Below are 23372 nucleotides of genomic sequence, written 5' to 3'. Positions count from 1 at the left end.
GCGCACCGCGAGGTCAGTGCCCCAGTACCGCCATCGCCGCGTTGTGTCCGGGGACCCCGCTGACACCGCCGCCGCGCACCGCCCCCGCACCGCACAGCAGTACGTTGCGGTGGGCGGTCTCCACGCCCCACCTGCCGCCGGCGGCGGTGTCCGCGGCCCCGAACGGCCAGGACAGGTCCCGGTGGAAGATGTGGCCGCCGGGCAGGCGCAGTTCGCGCTCCAGGTCCAGCGGGGTCTTCGCCTCGATGCACGGGCGGCCGTCCGCGTCGAAGGCGAGGCAGTCGGTGAGCGGTTCGGCCAGGTGCGCGTCGAGCTGCGCGAGGGTGGCGGTCAGCAGCACCTCGCGCGCCTGCCGGTTGTCGTGTGCGAACAGCCGGGCCGGGGTGTGCAGGCCGAACAGGGTGAGCGTCTGGTAGCCCTGCTCCACCAGCTCCGGCCCGAGGATCGTCGGGTCGGTCAGCGAATGGCAGTAGATCTCCGAGGGCGGTACGGAGGGCAGCTCTCCGGACGCGGCCTCCGCATGGGCCCTCGCCAGTTCCGCGTAGCCCTCGGCGATGTGGAAGGTGCCGCCGAAGGCCTCGCGCGGGTCGACGGAGGTGTCCCGCAGCCGGGGCAGCCGCCGCAGCAGCATGTTGACCTTGAGCTGGGCTCCCTCGGGGGCCGGCTCCGCCGGTGTCTCGCCCAGGAGTTCGGCCAGCGCCCGCGGCGAGGCGTTCACCAGGACCGTGCGGCCGACGGCCCGCCCCTCGCCGGCCGCCGTACGGAACACCACCTCGGCCGGCGCGGTGCCGTCCGTGTCGATCCGAAGCACCTCGTGCCCGGTGGCGATCTCCGCCCCGGCCGCACGCGCCGCCCCGGCCAGGGCGTCCGTGAGCGCGCCCATGCCGCCGACGGGCACGTCCCAGTCCCCGGTGCCGCCGCCGATGACGTGGTAGAGGAAACAGCGGTTCTGGGCGAGCGAGGGATCGTGCGCGTCCGCGAAGGTGCCGATCAGCCCGTCGGTCAGGACCACGCCGCGCACCAGGTCGTCGGCGAAGTGCCGCTCCACCGCCTGCCCGAGGGGCTCCTCGAACAGCATCCGCCAGGCCGCGTCGTCGTCGATCCGGGCGCGCAGCTCTTCCCGGGTGGGCAGTGGCTCGGTCAGGGTCGGGAAGACCTTCCCGGCGACCTGGCCCGTGGTTCCGTAGAAGGCCCGCCAGCTCTCGTACTCCCGGTCCGAGCCGGTCAGCCGCGCGAAGGACTCGCGGGTGCGCGCCTCACCCCCGCCGACGAGGAGCCCGCCGGGACGCCCCTCGCGCACGGTGGGCGTGTAGGAGGAGACGGCGCGCTTGCGGACCGCGAACCGCAGCCCCAGATCGCGCAGGATCTTGGCGGGGAGCAGGGAGACGAGGTACGAGTAGCGCGAGAGGCGGGCGTCGACCCCGGCGAACGGGCGGGTGGAGACGGCCGCCCCGCCGGTGTGCCCGAGCCGCTCCAGGACCAGCACCGAGCGGCCCGCCCGGGCCAGGTACGCGGCGGCGACCAGGCCGTTGTGGCCTCCGCCCACGATCACCGCGTCGTAGACGTCGTGTCCGAAACCGCTGGAGCCCCGCATGGCTGTCATGGCTCTTGGTAACACACCTGGCCCAGCCGCTCCAGACAGTAGGCCTCGTCGGCGTGTGCCAGGGCGGTGTCGGGATGCTCGTCTCCCAGGGCCCGCTCGCGGATCCCGGCCAGGTCCCGGTAGATGGGCAGCGCCTCATCCCAACGGCCCAGCCGGCCCAGTCCCGCGGCGAGTTCGCGGCGGCTGACCAGCGTGTCCGGGTGCTCGGCGCCGAGCACCCGGGCCCGTGCGGCGCCCACCTGGCGCGCCTCGGTCACCGCCTCTGCCCAGCGGTCCAGACGGCCCAGGTTGACGCCGAGGACGTGCCGGGCGCGCAGGGTCTCCGGGTCGGCGGCCCCGTACGCGCGGGTGCGGTCGCGGACCAGGGCCCGGAACAGGTCGAGGGCCTGGGCGCTGTTCCCGGTGCGGCCGAGCGCGATGCCGACCTCGTAGCGCGCGGCCAGGGTGTCGGGGTGGTCGCGGCCGAGCACCCGTTCCCGTACGGCGGCGACCTCGCGGAAGGCCGCCAGGGCCTCCTGCCATCGCTCCAGGCGGCCGAGCGCGTACGCCACCTCGTAGCGGGTCAGCAGGGTGTCCGCGTGCTCGGCGCCGAGCACGGCCGTCCGGTCGGCGGCGACCTCGGCGGCCGTGGCGTGGGCCTCCGCGAACCGGCCGAGCGCGCCCAGCGCGCAGGCCAGGTTGTGGCGGCAGCGCAGGGTGTCGGGGTGGAGCGGCCCCGCGGAGCGCTCGCGGGCCAGGAGCACCGCGCGGTAGATCGCGTACGCCTCCGGGTGCCGCCCGAGCCTGCCCAGTTCGTACGCCGCCTCCTGGCGCGCGGCGAGGGTGTCGGCGTGGTCCGGGCCGAGCAGCCGGGCGCGGCCCTCGGCCACGGTTTCGTACACGGCGAGGGCCTCCTCGGGGCGGCCGGCCCGGCTGAGGGAGAAGGCGCGGGTGTGGCCCGCGGCGAGGGCGTCGGGGCCGGTCCCGCGGGGGCCGGGGACGCGCGGCACCCCGTACGAGGCGGTGAGCCGGGGGTCCTCGGCGGGCGCGGGACGCAGGATCCGCTGCGCGCCGCTCGCGCGCGCGGCAGTCCAGGAGCCGGTGAGCACGGCCCACTCGCCGCTCGCGGGGCGGGCCTCGATCCCGGCCTTGCGCCCGGCGGTCATCCCGTGGGCCCAGGCCGGGAGGGGGGCCTGGGCGACGGGCAGCCCGCCCGGGCCGAGGCGTGCCTCGACGAGCCGCCGGTGCACGTGGCGGGCGTCGCCGGGCCGGTCCTCGGGGCATTTGGCGAGGAGGTCCAGAACCACCTGTTCGAAGTATTCGGGCAGTTCGGGGCGGTGCTCGCGGAGCGGCACGGGAGCGTTGTCGCGGTGGCCGACCAGCACGGACCAGGAGTCGCCGAGGTCGAAGGGCGGTGCACCGGTGGCGATCTCGTAGAGGACGCAGCCCAGGGAGTAGAGGTCGCTGCGGTGGTCGACCTCGCCGCCCGCGATCTGCTCGGGCGACATGTAGTGCGGGGTGCCCATGGCCATGCCGCCGCCGGTGAGCTTGGCGGTGAATCCGATGTCGTGCGCGAGTCGGGCGATGCCGAAGTCGCAGATCTTCACGGTGCCGTCGGTGAGCCGCATGATGTTGGCCGGCTTCAGGTCGCGGTGGACGACGCCCTGGTCGTGGGTGTAGCCGAGCGCGGCCGCCATCTGCTCAGCGATGTCGACTACCACCTCCACGGGGAGCGGGCGGGTCTCGTTGTCCTCCAGGAGCTGGCTGAGGTTGCGGCCCTCGAGGAGCTCCATGACGAGGTAGAGGGGGCCCCCGGCGGCGCTGTCGTCGCCGAAGTCGTGGACGACGGTGACGCCCCGGTGCTGGAGGGACGCGGCGACCCGGGCCTCGCGGCGGAACCGCTCGCGCAGCACCTGGGTGAAGTGGGCGTCCTGCTCGGCCCCGATCGGTTTGAGACACTTCACGGCGACCTGTCGGCCCAGCGATTCGTCCCGGGCTCGCCACACCTCGCCCATGCCGCCGCGACCGATCAGGTCGAGCGACCGGTACCGGCCCTGGATCAGTCTGGACTCCGCCATGTCTTGAAGTCGCCCCCGTTGTCGTGCCTCGCCCTCCCCGGCCGGTCCAGTATGGCCGCTGATGTACGCAGTGTGTACGGGGAGGGGCGACTCCCGGGGCCCATGCGGCGCATCGCTTTCAAGATGTGACCTGGGGGCAGCTGCCAGCGCAGACCTGCGGGAATGCTGCGCAGCACGCGTCCGGTGAGGCGCAGGCGCCGGGTGACGGTGCGTGGGGCGGGTGCGGGGTGCCCGTACAGCTGGTGCGCCCAGCCGGGGAGGGTTCCGTAGGCGAGGGCGGCGAGCGGGCGCCACAGCAGATTCCGGCCAGGCACGAGCAGCGGGTGGACGGGCGGGCCGCGCAGGAAGTCGTCCACGGCGCGGGCGTCGGGGCCGGCGGCGAGCTCGGGGCGGATCTTCTCGAAGTAGGCGGCCAGCTGTGCGGTGTCGGCGGGGACGGCGGCCGGGACGAGGCCGACGAGGCGGGCGTTCACCCGGTTCTCGTCGACGTAACGGTCGGCCTGGGCGGGGGTGAGGTCGACGCCGGACCGGCGCAGGACGTGCAGGAAGCTGTCGATCTGGGCGCAGTGGATCCAGAGCAGCAGTGCGGGGTCGTCGACGGGGAAGCGCTCGCCGGTGTCCGGGTCGGTGGCGGTGAGCTTGCGGTGGATCGCCCGGACGCGGGCGCCGGCGCGTTCGGCGTCCTCGGTGGTGCCGTAGGTGAGCGTGCCGACGAAGTCGGCGGTGCGCAGCAGCCGCCCCCAGGCGTCGTTCCTGAAGTCGCTGTTCTCCATGACCCCGCGGACGGCGCGCGGGTGCAGGGCCTGGAGGTAGAGGGCCCGGACGCCGGCGATCCACATCACCGGGTCCCCGTGGCACTGCCAGGTGACGGACGACGGACCGTACAGCCCCGGGTCGGGGTCGACGGCCGCGGTGTTTCCCATCCCCGTACCTCCTGTCGCAGCTGCCCGGTGGCTCCAGCGTACGAGGCGTCCGGGAGCGGCGGCGACGGTATGGCCGCCGTCCGGACCCCGGTGTTACGGTCGCGCCATGCCCAAGAGCGAGATCGACACGGTGACCGCCGAGTTCTTCGGTGCCTTCGACAACCGCGGCGGCAAGACCGCCGACGTGGCCCGGATCCGCCGGCTGGTCGTCCCGGGCGGCGTGATCGTCCTGACGGGCCCGGATTTCACGGTCTACACCGTGGACGAGTTCGTCGAGCCCCGCCTGCGGCTGCTGACGGGCGGGCGGCTGGTCGAGTTCTCCGAGTGGGAGACCTCCGAACGGACCCAGATCGAGGGCGACATCGCCTCGCGGTTCGGCACGTACCGCAAGTCCGGGATCCTGGACGGCGAGCCCTTCGAGGGCGGCGGGACCAAGACCATCCAGTTCGTCCGCACCCCGGAGGGCTGGCGCATCTCGGCGTTCGCCTGGTACGACCGGCCCTGACCCCCGGCGGCGTCCGGCCCCGTACCCGTCCCGTCAGCGGCGGACCCGCGGCATGCCGAGGCCGATCCACGAGATGATCTCGCGCTGGATCTCGTTGTTGCCGCCGCCGAAGGTGAAGATGACCGCGCTGCGGTAGCCGCGCTCCAGTTCGCCGTGCAGGACCGCGCCCGCGGAGCCGTCCTTCAGGAAGCCGGCCGCGCCGACCACCTCCATCAGCCAGGCGTACGCGTCCCTGCGCGCCTCGGAGCCGTAGACCTTGACGGCCGAGGCGTCCTGCGGGGTGAGGGTGCCGTCCTGGACGGCGTTGACCATCTGCCAGTTGAGCAGTTTCATCGCGTCGAGCCGGGCGTGGGTGCGGGCGAGGCGGCCGCGGACCCAGGAGAGGTCGATCACCCGGCGGCCGTCGGCGAGCTTCGTCTCGGCGGCCCAGCGCTGGACGTCGTGGAGGGCCCGGATGGCCATCGTGCCGTGGGCGGCGAGGGTGACGCGCTCGTGGTTGAGCTGGTTGGTGATCAGGCGCCAGCCCTTGTTCTCCTGGCCGACGCGGCGGGTGGCGGGGACGCGGATGTTCTCGTAGTAGCTGGCGGTGGTGTCGTGCGAGGCGAGGGTGTTGATGAGGGTGCAGGAGTAGCCGGGGTCGGAGGTCGGCACGAGGAGCATGGTGATGCCCTTGTGGGCGGGGGCGTCCGGGTCGGTGCGCACCGCGAGCCAGACCCAGTCGGCGGTGTCGCCGTTGGTGGTCCAGATCTTCTGCCCGTTCACCACGTAGGTGCCGGTCTCCTCGTCGCCCTCGCGGACGGCCTTGCACTTGAGCGCCGCGAGGTCGGTGCCCGCGTCCGGCTCGCTGTAGCCGATGGCGAAGTCGATCTCGCCCGCGAGGATCCTGGGCAGGAAGTACGCCTTCTGCTCGTCGGTGCCGAACTGCATGATGGTCGGCCCGACGGTGTTGAGCGCCATCAGGGGCAGCGGTACGACGGCCTGCGCGGCCTCGTCGAAGAAGATGAACTGGTCCATCGGGGACATCCCGCGCCCGCCGTACTCCTTCGGCCAGCCGACCCCGAGCCAGCCGTCGGCGCCGAGCCGGCGGATGGTCTCCCGGTAGAACCGCTTCTGCGCGGCCGGATCCTCGTAGCGGGCGTAGACGTCCTCAGGGATCAGCCGGGCGAAGTAGGCGCGCAGCTCGGTGCGCAACTGCTGCTGCTCAGGCGTGTATTCGAGGTGCACGGCCCCTCCGGGATTCTCGCGTCCAGCCGGTCGCTGTGGTGGCGGCGGTCAGAGTAGAACCAGTTTCAGAAATTCGGAAGGGGCCAGGAATTCGGAAGGGGCCGGGAGTTCCGAAGGGATCCGTGCACCGGCAGCCGCGGACGCGGTCAGTTCAGGGCGTTGATCATGGCCGCGGCCGTCGCCGCCATCGCCGTACGGGCGGCCGTCAGGTAGGGCCTGGGGTCCGCCGGGGTGAGGTGGGTGCGAATCGCCTCGGTCATGGCCACGTTCAGGGCGGTGCCGATGTTGACCTTGCGGATGCCGCCCGCGACGGCCGCCGCGAGCTCCGCGTCCGGCAGCCCCGAGGAGCCGTGCAGGACGAGCGGCACGTCCACCGTCTTGGCGAGCCGGGCCAGCAGCGCGTGATCCAGGGCCGCGGTCCGGCTGGTCATGGCGTGGCTGCTGCCGACGGCGACGGCCAGCGCGTCGACCCCGGAGTCGGCGACGAACCGGCGTGCCTCGTCGGGGTCGGTACGGGCGCCCGGCGCGTGCGGGTCCAGCGGGGCGGCGCCGTTCTTGCCGCCCACCTCGCCCAGCTCGGCCTCGATCCACAGCCCGTTGACGTGCGCCCAGTCGGCGGCGGAGCGGGTCGCCTCCAGGTTCTCGGCATACGGCAGGTGCGCGGCGTCGTACATCACCGAGCTGTATCCCGCGTCGCAGGCCTGGCGCAGCAGCTCGGAGCTCTTGACGTGGTCGAGGTGCAGGCCGACCGGGACCCCGGCGGCCTCGGCGCAGGCGGCGGCCGCCCGGGAGATGGGCAGCAGCTGCCCGCCGCGGAACTTCACGGCGTTCTCGCTGAGCTGGAGGATGACCGGCAGTCCGGCCGCCTCGGCTCCGGCGACGACCGCTTCGGCGTGCTCCAGCGTGATGATGTTGAAGGCGGCGACGGCGCGGCCCGCGCCCGCCGCCTTCTGGACGAGCGTGCCGGCGGGGACGAGGCTCATCGGACCGCCTCCTCTCCGGTGGCGAGGATCACCGAGCGGGTGAGGTGGCGCGGCGCGTCCGGATCCAGCTGCTGGTGGACGGCGACGGCCAGGGCGAGGCGGTGCACCCGGACCAGCTCGGCGAGCGGGTCGAGCCTGCCCGCCACCCACTGGGATCCGGTGCTCCGCACCTGCTCGGCGAGCCCCTCGGGGGCCTCGTCGAGCGACCAGGTGACGGTGCCGGGCCCGGAGACGCTGATGGGCCCGTGCCGGTACTCCATCGCCGGATAGGACTCGGCCCAGGACAGGGAGGCCTCGCGCATCTTCAGCGCTGCCTCGTTCGCGAGGCCGACGCTCCAGCCGCGGCCGAGGAAGGTGAACTGCCCCCGGCTCTCCAGCTCGGCGGGGAGCGGCTCGGCGAGCGCGGTCCGCGCGTCGGCGACCACACCGGAGGTGTGCAGTCCGGCGTGGGCGCGGAGCAGGGTGAGGGCGGTGGTGGCGAAGCGGGTCTGTACGACGGAGCGCTCGTCGGCGAAGTCGAGGACGACGAGTTCGTCGGCGAGGGTCATCACCGGGGTCGCCGGATCGCCGATGACGGCGGTCGTGGGCACGCCCGCGTCCCGCAGTCCGGCCAGCAGGTCCAGCACCTCGGTGGTGGTCCCGGAGCGGGTGAGGGCGACGACGCGGTCGTAGCGGCGGTGGCGCGGGAACTCCGAGGCGGGGAACGCGTCGGTCTCCCCCTGACCGGCTTCCTCGCGCAACACGGCGGCCGCCTGGGCCATGTAGTACGAGGTCCCGCACCCGACGATCGCGGTACGCTCCCCCGGCTGCGGCAGCACCGCCCGCCGGGCCGGGGCCAGTTCGGCGGCCCGCTCCCAGCATTCGGGCTGTGTGCCCAACTCGTGCGCGACGTGACTCATGCAGGCTCCCTCGTGCGGCAGACGGGTCTGAATGCGTTTTCCTGCAAGGTAGCTGGCAGTTTCGCGCAACTTCAAGCATCAACGAGATGATCGCCTGAGTTAGTGTCGGCGGGTAAGCCGATGGAGCACACCGAAGGGGGCGGCCGATGACCCGCAAGGAGCGCTGGCAGGCACTGCTGGACCTGCTGGTGGAGCGGGGCGAGGTGGAGGTGGAACCGGCCGCCGAGGCCCTCGGCGTGTCCGCAGCGACCATCCGCCGCGACCTCGACCAGCTCGCCGAGCAGCAGCTGCTGGTCCGCACGCGCGGTGGGGCCGTGCTGCACGGGGTCTCGTACGAACTCCCCCTGCGCTACCGCACCTCGCGCCGCGCCGCCGAGAAGCGCCGCATCAGCGAGGCGGTCGCGGCCCTGATCACCCCGGGCGAGGTGATCGGCCTGACGGGCGGCACCACGACCACCGAGGTCGCGCGGGCCCTGGCCGGCCGCCCGGACCTGGCCCAGGGCTCCCCGGCGCTCACCGTGGTGACCAACGCGCTCAACATCGCGGGCGAGCTGGTGATCCGGCCGCAGTTCAAGATCGTGCTGACCGGCGGTGTGGCGCGCCCGCAGTCCTACGAGCTGACGGGCCCGCTGGCCGAGCAGGTACTCGGGCAGCTCGCGGTGGACACGGCGGTGCTCGGCGTGGACGGCTTCGACCCGGCGGACGGCGCGGCGACCCGCCACGAGGACGAGGCCTCGGTCAACCGCCTGCTGTGCGAGCGGGCCCGCCGGGTGGTGATCGCGGCCGACTCCAGCAAGCTGGGCGTACGCGCCTTCGCCCGTATCTGCGCGACCTCGTCGGTGGACGTCCTGGTGACGGACACGGGCCTGGCGGCCGGCGTGGCCCGGGAGTTCGAGGCGGCGGGGGTGGAAGTGGTGCGGGTATGAGCGACGCCATGGACGGCGATCCGCTGCGGCTGACCGTGCTCGGCAGCGCGACGCCGTATCCGAGTGCCGACAACCCCTGCTCCGGCTACCTGGTGTCCGGCGGCGGCACCCGCGTCTGGATGGACGCCGGCAGCGGCACGCTCGGCCCGCTCCAGCGCTACGTCGGGCTGGGCGAGCTGGACGCGGTCTGGATCTCGCACCTGCACGCCGACCACAGCGCGGACCTCCTGACCGCGTACTACGGCCTGCTCTTCGCCGACGTCGAACGAGCGGCGCCGCTGCCGCTGTTCGGCCCGCCGGGGACCGCCGACCGGCTGGCCGGGTTCCTCACCAACGGCGCCGCGCGCAGCCCCGTCGAGTCCGCCTTCGCCGTCCACGAGCTGTCCGACGGACACCGGGCGCGGGTCGGGGCGCTCACCCTCACCAGCCGCGCCGTGACGCACGGGATGCCCGCCTTCGCCGTCCGCGTCGAGGCCGGCGGCCGGGCGCTGGTCTATTCCGGGGACACGGCTCCCTGCCCCGCGCTGACGTCCCTCGCCGAGGGCTGCGACCTGCTGCTGTGCGAGGCCGAGAGCGCCCGGCGTCCGGCGCGGGGCGAGGCCGAACACCTCCACCACACGCCCGAGGAGGCCGGTACGACGGCGGCCGCCGCGCGCGCCGCCCGGCTGGTCGTCACGCACGTGGGCCGTGGCCTCACCCCCGGCGAGGCGGTGGCCCGTGCCTCGGCGCACTACGCCGGGCCCGTCGGACACGCCGCGCCCGGGGCCGTCTTCACACTCGGCTGAGCGACGGGAGTCCGGAGCTCAGTGCGCCGGCAGCCGCTCCGACTCCCGGACCAGGGCGGCCAGGACGGGGGCGATGAGCGGGTGGGTCTCGCCGCCGCGGCGGGTGGCGGCGAAGACCCGGCGGGTGGCGGCCGGGCCGGCGACCGGACGGACCTGGACCTCCTTGAGGTCCATGCCCCGCAGCGCCGAACGCGGCACGAGGGCCACCCCGGCCCCCGCGCCCACCAGCGCCGTCACCGCACGGAAGTCGTCGGACGAGTGGACGAACCGGGGCTGGAAGCCCGCCAGTTCACACGCGAGCAGCGTCACGTCGTGACAGGGGTTGCCGGGGTACTGACCCACCCAGTCCGCCTCGGACAGGTCCGCCAGCGCCACCGCGGGCAGGTCGGCCAGCGGGTGCCCCGAGGGCAGCACGGCGTCGAAGGGCTCCGCGTACAGCGGGAGGACGGACAGCCGCTTGTCGTCCGCCCCCGGCCCGCCCCGGTACTCGACGGCCAGGGCCACGTCCGCCTCGCCGTCCAGCAGCAGCGGCAGGCTCTGGTCGCCCTCCGCGTCCCGTACCCGCAGCCGGATCCCGGGGTGGTCCAGCGCCAGCCGGGCGATCGCCGGGGCCAGTACCTCCGCGATGCCGGTGGCGAAGGCGGCCACCGTCACCTCGCCGGCCGAGCCGCCCGCGTACGCCGCGAGTTCGGCCTCCGCCCGCTCCAGCTGCGCCAGCACCTCGTGGGCGTGGCCGAGCAGGATCTCACCGGCCGCGGTGAGCCGTACGCCCCGGCCGCTGCGGGTGAGCAGGGCGTGGCCCGTCTCCTGTTCCAGGGCCGCGAGCTGCTGGGAGACGGCGGAGGGAGTGAGGTACAGGGCTGCGGCCGCGGCGGTCACCGTACGGTGGTCCGCCACGGCCCGCAGGATGCGCAGCCGGCGGGGGTCGATCACCCCACCATTGTCTCAGGCCCCGTCGGCCACCAGCGCCGCACGGGCATCGATGAACGCGGCCACCGCGCGCTCCACGTCGGCCGTCGAGTGGGCCGCCGAGAGCTGGACGCGGATGCGCGCCGCGCCCATCGGCACCACCGGGTAGGAGAAGCCGATCACGTAGACCCCGCGCTCCAGGAGCAGCTCGGCCATCCTGGCCGCCTCGGCCGCGTCGCCGATCATCACGGGGGCGATGGCGTGGTCGCCGGGCAGGATCTCGAAACCGGCCTCGGTCATCTTCGTGCGGAAGAGGGCGGTGTTGGCGGCGAGGTGCTCGCGCAGGTCGCCTGCCGACTCCAGCAGGTCGAGGACCTTGAGGGAGGCCGCCGCGATGACCGGGGCGAGGGAGTTGGAGAAGAGGTACGGGCGCGAGCGCTGGCGCAGCAGCTCGACGATCTCGGCGCGCGCCGCGACGTAGCCGCCGGAGGCGCCGCCCAGGGCCTTGCCGAGGGTGCCGGTGATGATGTCGACCCGGTCCATGACCCCGTGCAGCTCCGGGGTGCCGCGGCCGCCGGGGCCGACGAAGCCGACGGCGTGCGAGTCGTCGACCATGACCATGGCGTCGTAGCGCTCGGCGAGGTCGCAGATCTCCTGGAGGGGGGCCACGTAGCCGTCCATGGAGAAGACGCCGTCGGTGACGATCAGCTTGCGGCGGGCGCCGCCCTCGGTGGCCTCCTTCAGGCGCGTCTCCAGCTCGGCCATGTCGCGGTTGGCGTAGCGGAAGCGGCGGGCCTTGGACAGGCGGATGCCGTCGATGATCGAGGCGTGGTTGAGGGCGTCGGAGATGACCGCGTCCTCGGCGCCGAGCAGGGTCTCGAAGACACCGCCGTTGGCGTCGAAGCAGGAGGAGTAGAGGATCGTGTCCTCCTGGCCGAGGAACGCCGACAGCCGCGCCTCCAGCTCCTTGTGCACCTCCTGCGTGCCGCAGATGAAGCGGACGGAGGCCATGCCGTAGCCCCAGCGGTCCAGCGCGTCCTTCGCGGCGGCGACGACCTCGGGGTGGTCGGCCAGCCCCAGGTAGTTGTTGGCGCAGAAGTTGAGGACCTCTCCCGCGGCGCCGCCCGAGGTGACGGCGACGGCCGCGTTCTGCGGGGTGCCGATGACGCGCTCGGGCTTGTGCAGGCCGGCGGCGCGGATCTCGTCGAGGGTGGTGCGCAGGTCCTCGCGGACGGACTCGAACATGGTGCGTTCTCCTTGTGCGGCGGAGGCGGACGGGAGGCGGAGAGAAGGGGGCCGGACCCCGCGGAGGGGGAGGGTGTGCGGGGCCCGGCCGGGGGAGATGGTCTGAGGCGAGGAGGCGCTTACGCCGTCCAGTCCAGGATGATCTTGCCGCTGCGGGCGGTCGAGGCCTCGTCGAACGCCGCGTCGAAGTCGCGGTGCGAGTAGCGGCCGGTGATGACCGGGCTGAGGTCGAGCCCGCCCTCCAGCAGCACCGTCATGGCGTACCAGGTCTCGAACATCTCGCGGCCGTAGATGCCCTTGATGGTGATCATCGAGGTGACCACCTTGGCCCAGTCCACCGGGAACTCCTGCGCCGGCAGGCCCAGCATGGCGATCCGGCCGCCGTGCGTCATGTTGTCGATCATGTCGCGCATCGCCTCGCCGCGGCCGGACATCTCCAGGCCGATGTCGAAGCCCTCGCGCAGGCCGAGCGAGCGCTGTGCGTCGGCGATGGAGGACTCGGCGACGTTCACCGCGAGCGTGGCGCCCGCCTTGCGGGCGATCTCCAGCCGCTCGGGGCTGACGTCGGTGATCACCACGCTGCGCGCACCGGCGTGCCGGGCCACGGCCGCCGCCATGATCCCGATCGGGCCGGCGCCGGTGATCAGCACGTCCTCGCCGACGAGGGGGAAGGACAGCGCGGTGTGCACGGCGTTGCCGAACGGGTCGAAGATCGCCGCGACGTCCAGGTCCACCGCCGTCCGGTGCACCCACACGTTCTGCGCGGGCAGCACCACGTACTCGGCGAAGGCGCCGTCGCGGCCGACCCCGAGGCCGATCGTGCTGCGGCACAGGTGGCGGCGTCCGGCCAGGCAGTTGCGGCACTTGCCGCACACCAGGTGGCCCTCGCCGCTGACCAGCGCGCCGATCTCGATGTCGCGGACGTCGGCGCCGAGGGCGGCGACCTCGCCGACGAACTCGTGGCCGAGGACCAGCGGGGTCTTGACGGCGCCCTGCGCCCAGCCGTCCCAGGCGCGGATGTGCAGGTCGGTTCCGCAGATGCCGGTGCGCAGCACCTTGATCAGCACGTCGCCGGGGCCGTACTCGGGCTCGGGAACGTCCATGAGCCACAGTCCGGGCTCGGCCTTGTGCTTGACGAGTGCCTTCATGGGGGTGGCTCCAGGCATGCGGAAGGGGGCGCCGCGGAGCGCGGGGGCGCGCGGACGGCGTCGGTGACGGTCACCAATCTGCCGAGATGCGTGGTGATCAGTCCATCGAGACTTTCTTAAGCGGGTCGACAGCCCAGCTTCACGCCTATGCTCCTCCGATGACGGGGTAGGGTCCCGGGCCGGGGGCGGCCCGGGGAAAAGGGGAGGTGAGGGGCGTGCCGAGTCTGCGCAGCAGGGCGCTGTCGGTTGCGCTGATCGCGGCGGGACGGCGAAGACGGTTCGCGAGCGTCGAAGCGGTACGGACCCGGGTGGCCGAGTCCGCCCGCCGGCCCGCTTCCCATCTGCCGCCGCGCTCGCTGGGGCGGGTCGCGGACATCTCGCGGACCTTCGTCGGGGCCTGGCCGGTGTACGACGTCTCCCCGCAGGGGAGCGAGCCCGTGGCGCAGGTGCTGTACGTGCACGGCGGCGGCTACATCAACGAACTGGTCCGCCCGCACTGGGCGCTGATCCGGACCCTGGTCACGCAGGCGCGGGCGCGGGTCGTCGTACCGGCGTACATCCTCGCCCCGCGCGGGACCGCCGACCGGACGGTCCCGGTCGCCGCCGACCTGCTCAGCGGCCTGATCGCGAGCGGGGGCGAGGGCGGGACCGTGCTCATCGGGGACTCGGCCGGGGCCGGGCTGGCGCTGGCCGCCGCCCAGCGGCTGCGGGACCGCACCGGGGCGCAGCCCTCCCGCATCGTGCTGATCTCGCCGTGGCTGGACGTGACCATGAGCCATCCGGACCAGGCGGGCATCGAGGCGGACGATCCGATGCTGGCCCGCTCGGGGCTGCGGGAGGCCGGGCGCCTGTACGCCGGGACCCTGGCCGCCGACGATCCCCGGGTGAGCCCGCTGCACGGGTCCTTCGAGGGGCTGGCGCCGCTGACGGTGTTCACCGGGACCCGGGACGTGCTGACCACGGACAGCAGGGAGCTGGTGCGCCGGGCCCGCGCGGCCGGGGTGGAGGTGGAGTTCCACGAGGAGGCGGGGCTGCCGCACGTGTACCCGCTGCTGCCGCTGCCCGAGGGGCGGGCGGCGCGCGACCGGATCGTCGAGCTGATCCGGTCGGCGGCGGAGCAGTGAGCCCTTGCGCTACGCCACGCAAGTCATCAGGGAGCTGATCGGCCAGGCGCGGTACGCCGTCCAGTACGCGTCGTCGCGCACGTGATCGGCGGGCGGGGTCCGGTTCGGCTGCCAGCCGATGGTGCTGAAGCCCGCCTCGACGGCCGCCTCGGCGAGCTCGGCGTGGGCCCACTCGTGGAACTCGAAGGGCAGCGGCGGGTCGACGAGGAAGTGCGCCTTCAGCAGCGGCGCGTCGCCGGTCGGGATCCGGTCGAGGATGCGGACCCCGTACGGCGACCAGTCCACGCGGGGAAACGCCCCGGCGTTGGGCACGATGGCGAGCAGCCGCCCGCCCGCGCGCAGGCTGGAGCGGACGGAGCGGAACATCGCGTGCAGTGATGCGCGGTCGGGCGTGTGGTTGAAGGGGTAGACGGCGGTGGCGAGGTCGAACGGCCCGAGGTCGGGGAGGCCTGCGGCGTCGGCGACGTGGTACTCGATGTTCCCGGGGGCCGGCCGGTCCTGCTCCGCGTCGTGCTCGCGGGCCAGCCTGATCATTTCCTCCGAGGCGTCCACCCCGACGGTCCGCCGGGCGCCGCCGCGGGCCAGCAGGCGGGTGTTGTAGCCGTAGCCGCAGGCCAGGTCGAGGGCGTCGAGCCCGCGTACCCCGCCGAGGGCGTCCAGGGCTCCGTGGAGCGTGTAGGTGTCGGCCGCCGAGAAGGCCGCTGTGGTCCTGGACTCGGCGTACCGCTCGCCGAGGGTGTCGTACTGGAACCGCATGCTCTGCCTTCCGGTGGCCTTCCGGCGGGGGGGATGGGACGCGTGCGTATCGTGCCCCGCGGCGCGCCCGCCGCGCGGGCCGTACACCCGTGCGTCCCCCGGACGAGGGAAGCGGTCGGCCTATCGCAGGTGCTAGGTCCTGTCCGGGGAGGTGCCCGTCGCCGCGTCCCCCGGCAGCAGTTCGCGCGTGCAGCTGCGCAGCCAGGCGTGCGCCGGGTCCGCGTCGTGACGCGGGTGCCAGGCCATGCCGAAGGGCAGTGTCGGCAGATCGAGCGGGATCTCGAAGGTCTCCAGGTCCAGCGCTGCGGCGAGCGGTACGGCCTGGGTGGTGAGCAGTCCGACGAGGTCGCTCTCGCGCAGGACGAACAGGGAGGCGGGGAAGGTGCCCACGCTGCCCACCACCCGCCGGGACAGGCCCTGTTCGGCCAGGGCGGTGTCCACCGGGCCCTGCAGGCGGCCGCGCCGGGAGGCGATCAGGTGTTCGGCGGCGGCGAACCGGCGCGCGGTGATCCGGCCGCGGAGCAGCGGGTGGCCGCACCGGACCACGGCCAGCATCCGCTCGTCGGCGAGGTGCTCCACGCGCACTTCGGGGGAACGGGTGTCGACCACGCCGAGTTCCAGGTCGGCGACGCCCTCGCGCAGCGCCGGGACGTCCACGTGGCTCTCCCCCAGGAACCGCAGCCGCACCCCCGGCGCCTCGCGGGTCACCCGGGTGAGGAGGGCGGCTCCGTAGACGGCGGTGAAGGCGTCGTTCGCCAGCACGGTGAAGGTGCGGGCGAGCGTGGACAGGTCCACCTGCCCGCCGGTGAGGAAGAGGGCGCGGGCCCGTTCCACGACGGCCCTGACCTCGCCCTGGACGGCGAGGGCGTGCGGGGTGGGCACCATGGTCCGCCCGGCCCGGACCAGGACGGGGTCGCCGAGGGCCTTGCGGATCCGGCCGAGGGTGCGGCTCATCGCGGGCTCGGAGAGGTGCAGGCGGGCGGCCGCCCGGGACACGCTCGTTTCGTCCAGGAGGACGTCCAGGGCGACGAGGAGATTCAGGTCCAGGCCGGAGCCGGATCCTGGTCCGGTTAGGGCCCGGGTTCCGGCTCTGGTTCCGGCTCGGGTTCCGGCTCGGGTTCCGGATTGCGTCACGCGCATTCATCCCTTGCAGAACTTGCACTGGAAAGCAGGTCGCCCCAACTCTACGGTGAAGCAGAGGTCTTGACCCCTCGCCCGCTCTTCCCACTCTCATCACCGACTCCCAGGAGGAGCCGTGCTCCGCCATGCCCTGACGCGGGATCCCGCCGCGCCGCCCGCACCCGCTCCGACCGCCCTCACCCGGCCCGCCCTGCTCGTCCTGTGCGCCTGCGTCCTGGTCGCCCAGGGCATGGTCGCCGCCGTCAACCTGCTCATCCCGCAGCTCGCCGCGTCCGCCCTGCGTCCGAGCCCGGGCGAGCTGCTGTGGGCGGTCGACGCGTACGTCATCGTCTTCGCCGCGCTGCTGATCCCGGCCGGAGCCCTCGGCGACCGGTACGGACGCAAGGGCGCCCTGCTGGCCGGACTCGGACTGTTCGCCGCGGGCGGGGCCCTCAGCGCCCTCGCACAGAACCCGGCCGTACTGATCGCGGGCCGGGGCCTGTGCGGGGCCGGCGCGGCCCTGATCATGCCGGCCACCATGTCCGTCCTGGTCCACCTGAGCCCGCCCGAGCGCCGCGGCCGGGCCCTGGCCACCTGGACGCTGGCCGCGGGCCTCGGGGGCCTGGCGGGCAATGTCGGCGGCGGCCTGGCCGGGGAGTTCCTGACCTGGCGGGCCCTGTTCTGGGCCGTCGTCCCGCTGGGCGCGCTGCTCGCCGTCGCGGTCGCCCGTACGGTTCCCCGTACGCCCTCGCGGCCCGACGCCGCCGTCGACCCCCTGGGCGCGGCGCTGCTCGCCGGGGCGCTGTTCGCGGTGGTCTACGGGATCATCGAGGGGCCCGCGTACGGCTGGGCCTCGATGCGGGTGCTGACGGCCTTCGGCGCCGGGGCGGGGCTGCTCGCGGCGTTCACCGGCCACGCGCTGCGCGCCGCCCGCCCGCTGCTCGACCCGCGGATCTTCGCCTCGCGCAAGCTGCGCGCCGGGGCGCTGGGCATCGGCACCGGCTTCTTCGGGCTCTTCGCCCTGTTCTTCGTCAACGCCCAGTACCTCCAGTACGCGAAGGGGTTCTCCCCCGCCGCGACCGGCCTCGCGATCGTCCCGCTGACCGTCGGCATGGCCCTGGTGCCCCGGTTCGGAGCGCGGCTGCAGGAGCGGACCGGGCCCCGGCTGCCGGTGGGTGCAGGGCTCGGGCTGATCGGTGCGGGGCTGCTGCTGGTCTCCACCGCCGACGCGGGCACCCCGTACGCCCTGTACGCGCTCTACCTGCTGGTGCTGTCCGTCGGCACCGGGCTGTGCGCGCCCTCCCTGACCCTGACGGTGGTCGCCGAGCTGCCGCCGCACCAGGCCGGGCTGGGCTCCGGGCTGAACACCGCGGCCCGGGAGATCGGCGCCGCCCTCGGGGTGGCGGTGGTCGGCACGGTGCTGGCCTCCCGGTTCCACGGGAACCCGACGGATCCGGCGCAGGTCGCCGCCTTCACCGACGCGATGGGGGCCGCGCTGCGGACGGTGGCCGTGGTGCTGCTGCTCGCGTCGGCCGCGGTGGTGGCCGGGTACCGGGACGCCGGGCGGGACCGGGCCGGGCGTCCGGGTGCGGCCACCACGGCCGAAGGCGCATCCTGACGGTGTGACGGCGAGACCGGACAGCGCCGGCCCCGCCCCTGATGCCATGGCCCAGGTGCTCGCGCGGGCCGCGGTCGAGGTGGTGACGGCCGTCGGCGGGTACGCGGGCGGGGTGTACTTGCGCTCCAGCCAGGAGGGCGTGCTGCAGATGGCCATGCTCACGGGGCTCCCGGGGCCGCTGTTCCGGCCCTGGTGGCGGATGAACGTGAGCCGTCCCTATCCGGCGGCGGAGTCCTACCGCTCCGGGCAGTCCGTGCACCTGGCCGACGCGGAGGCGTCCATGCGCCGCTTCCCGCAGCTGATGGCGGGGCTGCCCTTCCCCTTCGCCTCGATGTTCGAGCCGGTGACGTCCGGTACCCAGCGGTTCGGCGTACTGATGGTGCTGCGCCCGGCCACCCCCGGGGTCCCGGTGGGGCCGGAGGACCGCGAACGGCTGCGTGAGGCAGCGGACCGGCTGGCCGGGGAACTCGCGCAGCTGGCGGCGGCCGGCGATCCGGTGATCTGGGACGGCGACCCGCTGTACGCGGAGCGGCCCGCCGCCGGCGAGGGTGCCGGGGAGACCGTGGACCGGCTCGCGCAGGCCGTGCTGTCCGTGAACCGGCAGGGCAGGATCGACTACGTCAACACCGCCGCCGAGAGGCTGCTCGGCATCGTCGGCCCCGAGCTGCGCGGCCGGATGCTGTGGGAGGCGCTGCCCTGGCTCGCCCATCCCGCGTACGAGGACCACTTCCGGGCCGTCTTCATGTCCACCGAGCCGGTGCACTTCCCGGCCCGGCGCGGCCGCCAGAGGCCCGCCGAGTGGGTGTCGGTGGACCTGTACCCGGGCGCCGACGGGGTGACCGTGACCATCGGCGCCACCGAGACACCCGCCTACGCGCCCACCTCGATGGCCGATCCGGGAGGGGGCCTCGGCTCCCCCGCCGACCGGACCTCCGCGCTGTACCGGCCGGTGGCCCTGGCCATCGCACTGACCGAGGCGGTCACCGCCCGCCAGGTGTCGGCGGTCGTCACCGAGGAGCTGCTGCCGGCCTTCGGCGGCCGCCAGCTGGCGATCTACCTGCTGGACGAGCGGCATCTGCACCTGGCGTGGGAGACCGGTTTCCCGCAGGGCTTCCTCGACCGGTTCGACGGGGTCGCGCTCGATGTGCGGCTGCCGGGCGTGGAGACCCTGACCTCGGGCCGGCCGTTGTTCTTCGAGTCGATGGAACACCTGGCCGCCGCCTATCCGGGCATCCCCCTGGACGCCCATGTCGGGGCCCGTGCCTTCCTGCCGCTGATCGCGTCCGGCCGCCCGGTCGGCTCGTGCATCCTGGGCTTCGACACGCCCCGCGGTTTCAGCCCGGAGGAGCGTACGGTGCTCACCGCCCTGGCCGGGCTGATCGCCCAGGCCCTGGAACGGGCCCGGCGCTACGACAGCGAGGCGGCGCTCGCCGCCGGACTGCAGTCCGCCCTGCTGCCGCACCGGCTGCCGGTGCACGGGCAGGTGGAAACGGTGGCCCGCTACCTGCCCGGCACCCAGGGCATGGACATCGGCGGGGACTGGTACGACGTAGTCGAGGCCGGCGGCGGGCTGCTGGCCCTGGTCATCGGGGACGTGCAGGGGCACGGGGTGGCGGCCGCCGCGACCATGGGCCAGCTCCGCAGCTCCGTACGGGCCTTCGCGCTGACGGGGAGCGCGCCCGACGAGGTGATGCGCGGTACCAACCAGCTGCTGATCGACCTGGACCCGGGCCAGTTCGCCAGCTGCTGCTACGTGTTGCTGGACCCGGCGTCGGGCTCCGCCCAGGCGGTCCGGGCCGGACACCCCCAGCCGCTGCTGCGTCACCCCGACGGACGGACGGAGGTGCTGGACCTGGCCGGCGGGGTGGTGCTCGGCATCGACCCGGGGGCCTCGTACCCGATCACGGAACTGCGCCTCGCGACGGGCTCGGTGCTGGCCCTGTACACGGACGGGCTGGTGGAGAAGCCGGGCATCGACATCGACGTCGGGGTGGAGCGGCTGCGGTCGGCGCTGGCCGCGGCCCTGCCGACCCCGCTGACCGAGACGGCCGACCGGCTGATCAGCGAGGCGGGCACCACCGCCGACCGGCCGGACGACATCGCCCTGCTGCTGGCGTTCCGGACGGGCGGAGCCGCGTAGTCCCGGCAGCGGGCCCGTCGTCAGCCGGAGCCGCGGCCGGCGGGGTCGTCCAGGGCCAGGGTGAGGGCGGTGTTGACCAGGCCGACGTGGCTGAAGGCCTGGGGGAAGTTGCCGAGTTGGCGCCCGGAAACGGGGTCGTACTCCTCGGCGAGGAGTCCCACGTCGTTGCGTACCGCCAGCAGCCTCTCGAAGAGGGCGCGGGCCTCCTTGCCCCGCCCCGTCATGTGCAGGGCGTCGGCCAGCCAGAACGAGCAGGCCAGGAAGGCTCCTTCGTCGCCGGGCAGGCCGTCGACGGCGGGACCTTCGGTGCTGTAGCGGCGGACCAGGCCGCTGCGGCCGAGCTCCTCCCGGACGGCGTCGACCGTGCTGATGACGCGCGGGTCGTCGGGCGGCAGGAAGCCGACCCGCGGGATGAGCAGGGTCGCCGCGTCGAGCTCGCGGGAGCCGTAGTACTGGGTGAAGGTGCCCCGTTCGGGGTCGTATCCGTTCTCGCACACGTCGCGGTGCACCTCGTCCCGCATGACCCGCCAGCGCTGTACGTCGCCGGGCATCGAGGGGTCGTTCTCCAGGGTCCTTACGGCCCGGTCCGCGGCCACCCAGGCCATCACCTTGGAGTGCACGAAGTGGCGGCGCGGGCCGCGCACTTCCCACAGGCCTTCGTCGGGCCGGCGCCAGTTGCGCTCCAGGAAGTCGAGGAGCGCGAGCTGGATCCGCCAGGCGTGGTGCTCGGAGGCGAGCCCGGCGCACCTGGCGAGGTGCAGGGAGTCGATGACCTCGCCGTACACGTCGAGCTGGAGCTGGTCGACCGCCGCGTTGCCGACGCGTACGGGGGCGGAGGAGGCGTAGCCGCGCAGCCAGGGCAGGTCGGTCTCGGGGATCCGCCGCTCTCCGGCGATCCCGTACATGATCTGGAGGTCGGCGGGGTCACCGGCGACCGCGCGCAGCAGCCAGGTCCGCCAGGCGCGGGCCTCGTCGAGGAAGCCGGTCGCGAGGAGCGCGTCGAGGGTGAGGGTGGCGTCGCGGAGCCAGCAGTATCGGTAGTCCCAGTTGCGGACCCCGCCGATCTCCTCGGGGAGGGAGGTGGTGGCCGCGGCGACGATGCCGCCGGTCGGGGCGTAGGTGAGGGCCTTGAGGGTGATCAGGGAGCGGGTCACGGCCTCCCGGTAGGGGCCCTCGTAGCGGCACTGCCCGGTCCATTCCCGCCAGTCGGCGAGGCTCTGGTCCAGGGCCGCGTACGGGTCGATGGGCTCGGGGCGCGGCTCGTGCGAGGGGTGCCAGGTGAGCACGAAGGCGACGCGCTGTCCCGCCGAGACCGGGAACTGCGAGCGGGTGCTGTTCTCCTCGCCCCAGGTGCGGACGGGCGGCTCGCTGCGGAACCAGGCGGAGTCGGGCCCGGCGATGGCGACCCGGTCGGCGTCGGAGCGGCGGACCCAGGGAACGACGTGGCCGTAGTCGAAGCGCAGGCGCAGGGTGCTGCGCATCCTGACGAGGCCGGTGACGCCCTCGACGATGCGGATGACGTCCGGGGCGCTCTCGCGCTGGGGCATGAAGTCGATGACCTTGACGGTGCCGGTCCCGGTCTCCCAGTAGGACTCCAGGACCAGCGAACCGTCGGCGTAGGCCCGGCGGGTGCACCGCTCGCCGTCGGCGGCGTCGAGGGGCGCGATGCGCCAGTGGCCGTTCTCCTCGTCGCCGAGGAGCTTGGCGAAGCAGGCCGCGGAGTCGAAGCGCGGCAGGCACAGCCAGTCGATGGACCCGTCGCGACCGACCAGACCGCTCGTCATCAGGTCGCCGATGAGTGCGTAGTCTTCGATGGGTTGTGTCATTTGTGCGCCCTTCCCCCGAATGCCCGGGGCCAATCAGCCCAGACCCCGGACACCCCCGCGCACCGGGACGGGTCCTGGGGTCTAGCTGCGTACGAGGAGCAGCACGGCGGCGAGGACCACGCCCAGGGTGACGGCGAGGGCGCCGTGGGCCAGGCGGTGGCTCCGCAGGACCGGCAGGAAGCGGTCGACGGCGTACCGGCCGGGGCCGGTCAGGGCGAGGGCGGCGGCGCCCGCGACCAGGAGCAGTTCGTACTCGATGCCCTTGGGGGCGAAGAAGGATCCGGCGCCGTGGACGGCGATCGCGTTGATGAGGGTGCCGACGATGGCGGCGCCCGCGAGCGGGGTCAGCAGTCCGAGCGCGAGGCCGAGGCCTCCCAGGGTCTCGGTCAGGCCGGCGAGGACGGCCATGGCGTCACCGGCGGGGTACCCGCTGGCGGTGAAGAACTGGCCGGTGCCGCTGATGCCGCCGCCCCCGAACCAGCCGAAGAGCTTCTGGGAACCGTGCGCGGCCATGGTCAGGCCGAGGACGAGGCGCAGGAGCAGCAGCCCGGTGGCGTGGCCCGGGGTCGAGAGGGCGAGGGGGCCGGCGGAGCCGGGCTGGGCGGCCGGTGCGGGGGCCTGCGGCTTCGTCGTGGCGACGGAGGGGCTGGTCATGGGGGGGATCCTTCCGGTCGGGCGGCCCGAGGGGACGGAGTGGGCAGGAGTTGTTCAAATTCGAACCGCCGAGCACCGACCCTAACCTTTGATTCAAATTGGAACAACCCGTGTAGGCTGGGGCCATGGCTGAAACGAGATGGCTGGACGACCGCGAGAAGCGGGCCTGGAGTGGATTCCTGGCCGCCTCGGCCTTGGTGAACCGCCGTCTCGACCAGCAGCTGAAGGACGACTCCGGGCTCTCGCACCCCCAGTACGAGATCCTCGTACGGCTCGCCGCGGCCCCCGGCCGCGAGCTGCGGATGACCGAACTGGCCAATGGCCTGATCAACTCCAAGAGCGGGCTGACCTACCAGATCACCCAGATGGAGAAGGCCGGCCTGGTCCGCCGCCGCAGCTGCCCCTCCGACGTGCGCGGGGTCTTCGCCGTCCTCACCGAGGCAGGCAGCGCCCTGCTCGACCAGGCGGCGCCCGGGCACGTGACCACGGTCCGGGAGATCCTCATCGACGTCCTGACCCCCGAACAGCTCGACGCGCTCGCCGACGGACTGGGCGAGGTCGGCCGGCGCCTGCGCGCACAGGAGGCCTGAGTGGTACGCGGGTCCGCAGGGCGGGTATAGGGGCCACGTGGACGGAAACACCTGGTTCATGCTCGCCGCGGTCGTCGCGGCCGGGCTCGCGATCGCCGCGGCCGTGCTGCTCGTACGGGTCCTCAGTGCCCGGCGACTGCTCCTCGACGCCGGGATCCCGCTGCGCGACAAGGCCCTGTTCTGGGTCGCCGTGATCTACACCGTCTCACCGGTGGACCTGATTCCGGACCCGGTGTACCTGGACGACATCGGACTGCTGATGCTGGCGCTGCGCTCGCTGCACGCGGCTGCCGCCGCGACGACAGCCCGGCCCCTGAAGGAGCCCGACAGGGTCTGAC

At 73.8% G+C, this 23372-nt stretch carries 21 protein-coding genes; 8 read left to right on the top strand and 13 right to left on the bottom strand.

The window, feature by feature from the left end:
* Positions 1-13 precede the first annotated feature (13 nt).
* Genes JIW86_RS34690 through JIW86_RS34680 form a run of 3 tightly spaced genes read right to left on the bottom strand, consistent with a single transcriptional unit; the run spans position 14 to position 4583 of the window.
* A complete protein-coding gene (locus tag JIW86_RS34690) occupies positions 14-1603 on the bottom strand; it encodes a phytoene desaturase family protein (RefSeq protein WP_257558008.1) in 1590 nt (529 codons plus the stop codon).
* Complete coding sequence (locus tag JIW86_RS34685) at positions 1600-3660, bottom strand: serine/threonine-protein kinase (RefSeq protein WP_257558006.1); 2061 nt, start codon at positions 3658-3660, stop codon at positions 1600-1602. The genes JIW86_RS34690 and JIW86_RS34685 overlap by 4 nt, the downstream gene beginning before the upstream one ends.
* Entirely contained in the window at positions 3642-4583 is a 942-nt protein-coding gene (locus JIW86_RS34680; RefSeq protein ID WP_257558004.1) for an oxygenase MpaB family protein, read from the bottom strand. The genes JIW86_RS34685 and JIW86_RS34680 overlap by 19 nt, the downstream gene beginning before the upstream one ends.
* Before the next feature lie 106 nt (positions 4584-4689).
* Between JIW86_RS34680 and JIW86_RS34675 the strand changes: the two genes are divergently transcribed.
* On the top strand, positions 4690-5088 hold the full coding sequence (locus JIW86_RS34675) for a nuclear transport factor 2 family protein (RefSeq protein ID WP_257558002.1): 399 nt from the start codon (positions 4690-4692) through the stop codon (positions 5086-5088).
* Between the two features lie 33 nt (positions 5089-5121).
* Here JIW86_RS34675 and JIW86_RS34670 read toward each other — a convergent pair whose 3' ends face one another.
* The 3 genes from JIW86_RS34670 to JIW86_RS34660 form a co-directional block, all read right to left on the bottom strand.
* Positions 5122-6312 carry an acyl-CoA dehydrogenase family protein gene (locus JIW86_RS34670; protein WP_257558000.1) on the bottom strand — a complete coding sequence of 397 codons (1191 nt, stop codon included), beginning with the start codon at positions 6310-6312 and terminating at the stop codon, positions 5122-5124.
* Positions 6313-6458: 146 nt separating this feature from the next.
* Positions 6459-7295 (bottom strand): class II fructose-bisphosphate aldolase, encoded by an 837-nt coding sequence (locus JIW86_RS34665; protein WP_257557998.1) that lies wholly within the window; start codon positions 7293-7295, stop codon positions 6459-6461.
* Positions 7292-8194, bottom strand: a complete 903-nt coding sequence (locus JIW86_RS34660) for an SIS domain-containing protein (RefSeq protein ID WP_257557996.1) — start codon at positions 8192-8194, stop codon at positions 7292-7294. The genes JIW86_RS34665 and JIW86_RS34660 overlap by 4 nt, the downstream gene beginning before the upstream one ends.
* Positions 8195-8340: 146 nt before the next feature.
* Here JIW86_RS34660 and JIW86_RS34655 point away from each other — a divergent pair, with 146 nt between their 5' ends.
* Both JIW86_RS34655 and JIW86_RS34650 read left to right on the top strand, forming a co-directional pair.
* Positions 8341-9120, top strand: a complete 780-nt coding sequence (locus tag JIW86_RS34655) for a DeoR/GlpR family DNA-binding transcription regulator (protein ID WP_257557994.1) — start codon at positions 8341-8343, stop codon at positions 9118-9120.
* An 8-nt stretch (positions 9121-9128) separates the two neighbouring features.
* A complete protein-coding gene (locus JIW86_RS34650) occupies positions 9129-9905 on the top strand; it encodes an MBL fold metallo-hydrolase (protein WP_257559552.1) in 777 nt (258 codons plus the stop codon).
* A gap of 18 nt (positions 9906-9923) precedes the next feature.
* Here JIW86_RS34650 and JIW86_RS34645 read toward each other — a convergent pair whose 3' ends face one another.
* The 3 genes from JIW86_RS34645 to tdh all read right to left on the bottom strand — a co-directional run bounded on the left by JIW86_RS34645 (position 9924) and on the right by tdh (position 13207).
* A complete protein-coding gene (locus JIW86_RS34645; protein WP_257557992.1) occupies positions 9924-10838 on the bottom strand; it encodes a LysR family transcriptional regulator in 915 nt (304 codons plus the stop codon).
* A gap of 12 nt (positions 10839-10850) precedes the next feature.
* Positions 10851-12059, bottom strand: coding sequence for a glycine C-acetyltransferase (locus JIW86_RS34640; RefSeq protein WP_257557991.1), 1209 nt, complete (start codon positions 12057-12059; stop codon positions 10851-10853).
* Between the two features lie 119 nt (positions 12060-12178).
* On the bottom strand, positions 12179-13207 hold the full coding sequence (gene tdh, locus JIW86_RS34635; protein ID WP_257557989.1) for an L-threonine 3-dehydrogenase: 1029 nt from the start codon (positions 13205-13207) through the stop codon (positions 12179-12181).
* Positions 13208-13422: 215 nt separating this feature from the next.
* Between tdh and JIW86_RS34630 the strand changes: the two genes are divergently transcribed.
* Positions 13423-14331, top strand: coding sequence for an alpha/beta hydrolase fold domain-containing protein (locus tag JIW86_RS34630; RefSeq protein WP_257557988.1), 909 nt, complete (start codon positions 13423-13425; stop codon positions 14329-14331).
* A 9-nt stretch (positions 14332-14340) separates the two neighbouring features.
* On the opposite strand, the gene JIW86_RS34625 is transcribed toward JIW86_RS34630, so the two are convergent.
* Positions 14341-15087, bottom strand: coding sequence for a class I SAM-dependent methyltransferase (locus tag JIW86_RS34625; RefSeq protein ID WP_257557986.1), 747 nt, complete (start codon positions 15085-15087; stop codon positions 14341-14343).
* 132 nt (positions 15088-15219) lie between these two features.
* A complete protein-coding gene (locus JIW86_RS34620; protein ID WP_416237631.1) occupies positions 15220-16227 on the bottom strand; it encodes a LysR family transcriptional regulator in 1008 nt (335 codons plus the stop codon).
* A gap of 115 nt (positions 16228-16342) precedes the next feature.
* Here JIW86_RS34620 and JIW86_RS34615 point away from each other — a divergent pair, with 115 nt between their 5' ends.
* Together JIW86_RS34615 and JIW86_RS34610 are read left to right on the top strand one after the other, a co-directional pair.
* Positions 16343-17824, top strand: coding sequence for an MFS transporter (locus JIW86_RS34615; protein ID WP_257557985.1), 1482 nt, complete (start codon positions 16343-16345; stop codon positions 17822-17824).
* A gap of 46 nt (positions 17825-17870) precedes the next feature.
* On the top strand, positions 17871-19964 hold the full coding sequence (locus JIW86_RS34610; RefSeq protein ID WP_257559550.1) for a SpoIIE family protein phosphatase: 2094 nt from the start codon (positions 17871-17873) through the stop codon (positions 19962-19964).
* 20 nt (positions 19965-19984) lie between these two features.
* On the opposite strand, the gene JIW86_RS34605 is transcribed toward JIW86_RS34610, so the two are convergent.
* Positions 19985-21790, bottom strand: coding sequence for a glycoside hydrolase family 15 protein (locus JIW86_RS34605; RefSeq protein WP_257557984.1), 1806 nt, complete (start codon positions 21788-21790; stop codon positions 19985-19987).
* Between the two features lie 81 nt (positions 21791-21871).
* Positions 21872-22444, bottom strand: coding sequence for a DoxX family membrane protein (locus tag JIW86_RS34600; protein ID WP_257557983.1), 573 nt, complete (start codon positions 22442-22444; stop codon positions 21872-21874).
* 125 nt (positions 22445-22569) lie between these two features.
* Between JIW86_RS34600 and JIW86_RS34595 the strand changes: the two genes are divergently transcribed.
* Together JIW86_RS34595 and JIW86_RS34590 are read left to right on the top strand one after the other, a co-directional pair.
* Positions 22570-23034 carry a MarR family winged helix-turn-helix transcriptional regulator gene (locus JIW86_RS34595; protein WP_257557981.1) on the top strand — a complete coding sequence of 155 codons (465 nt, stop codon included), beginning with the start codon at positions 22570-22572 and terminating at the stop codon, positions 23032-23034.
* 58 nt (positions 23035-23092) lie between these two features.
* Positions 23093-23371 (top strand): YkvA family protein, encoded by a 279-nt coding sequence (locus JIW86_RS34590; RefSeq protein WP_406368681.1) that lies wholly within the window; start codon positions 23093-23095, stop codon positions 23369-23371.
* The last annotated feature ends 1 nt before the right edge of the window (position 23372 follow it).

The sequence above is a fragment of the Streptomyces sp. NBC_00162 genome (genome assembly GCF_024611995.1).
Taxonomy (GTDB): Bacteria; Actinomycetota; Actinomycetes; order Streptomycetales; family Streptomycetaceae; genus Streptomyces.
The sequence above is the reverse complement of the archived record's forward strand: the minus strand, read 5'-3'. Positions and strand labels throughout refer to the sequence as shown.

Coding starts and splice junctions, on each gene's coding strand:
- JIW86_RS34690 (WP_257558008.1), bottom strand. CDS start 1,603: ATGACAGCCATGCGGGGCTCCAGCGGTTTCGGACACGACGTCTACGAC.
- JIW86_RS34685 (WP_257558006.1), bottom strand. CDS start 3,660: ATGGCGGAGTCCAGACTGATCCAGGGCCGGTACCGGTCGCTCGACCTG.
- JIW86_RS34680 (WP_257558004.1), bottom strand. CDS start 4,583: ATGGGAAACACCGCGGCCGTCGACCCCGACCCGGGGCTGTACGGTCCG.
- JIW86_RS34675 (WP_257558002.1), top strand. CDS start 4,690: ATGCCCAAGAGCGAGATCGACACGGTGACCGCCGAGTTCTTCGGTGCC.
- JIW86_RS34665 (WP_257557998.1), bottom strand. CDS start 7,295: ATGAGCCTCGTCCCCGCCGGCACGCTCGTCCAGAAGGCGGCGGGCGCG.
- JIW86_RS34660 (WP_257557996.1), bottom strand. CDS start 8,194: ATGAGTCACGTCGCGCACGAGTTGGGCACACAGCCCGAATGCTGGGAG.
- JIW86_RS34655 (WP_257557994.1), top strand. CDS start 8,341: ATGACCCGCAAGGAGCGCTGGCAGGCACTGCTGGACCTGCTGGTGGAG.
- JIW86_RS34650 (WP_257559552.1), top strand. CDS start 9,129: ATGGACGGCGATCCGCTGCGGCTGACCGTGCTCGGCAGCGCGACGCCG.
- JIW86_RS34640 (WP_257557991.1), bottom strand. CDS start 12,059: ATGTTCGAGTCCGTCCGCGAGGACCTGCGCACCACCCTCGACGAGATC.
- tdh (WP_257557989.1), bottom strand. CDS start 13,207: ATGAAGGCACTCGTCAAGCACAAGGCCGAGCCCGGACTGTGGCTCATG.
- JIW86_RS34625 (WP_257557986.1), bottom strand. CDS start 15,087: ATGCGGTTCCAGTACGACACCCTCGGCGAGCGGTACGCCGAGTCCAGG.
- JIW86_RS34620 (WP_416237631.1), bottom strand. CDS start 16,227: ATGCGCGTGACGCAATCCGGAACCCGAGCCGGAACCCGAGCCGGAACC.
- JIW86_RS34610 (WP_257559550.1), top strand. CDS start 17,871: ATGGCCCAGGTGCTCGCGCGGGCCGCGGTCGAGGTGGTGACGGCCGTC.
- JIW86_RS34605 (WP_257557984.1), bottom strand. CDS start 21,790: ATGACACAACCCATCGAAGACTACGCACTCATCGGCGACCTGATGACG.
- JIW86_RS34600 (WP_257557983.1), bottom strand. CDS start 22,444: ATGACCAGCCCCTCCGTCGCCACGACGAAGCCGCAGGCCCCCGCACCG.
- JIW86_RS34595 (WP_257557981.1), top strand. CDS start 22,570: ATGGCTGAAACGAGATGGCTGGACGACCGCGAGAAGCGGGCCTGGAGT.
- JIW86_RS34590 (WP_406368681.1), top strand. CDS start 23,093: ATGCTCGCCGCGGTCGTCGCGGCCGGGCTCGCGATCGCCGCGGCCGTG.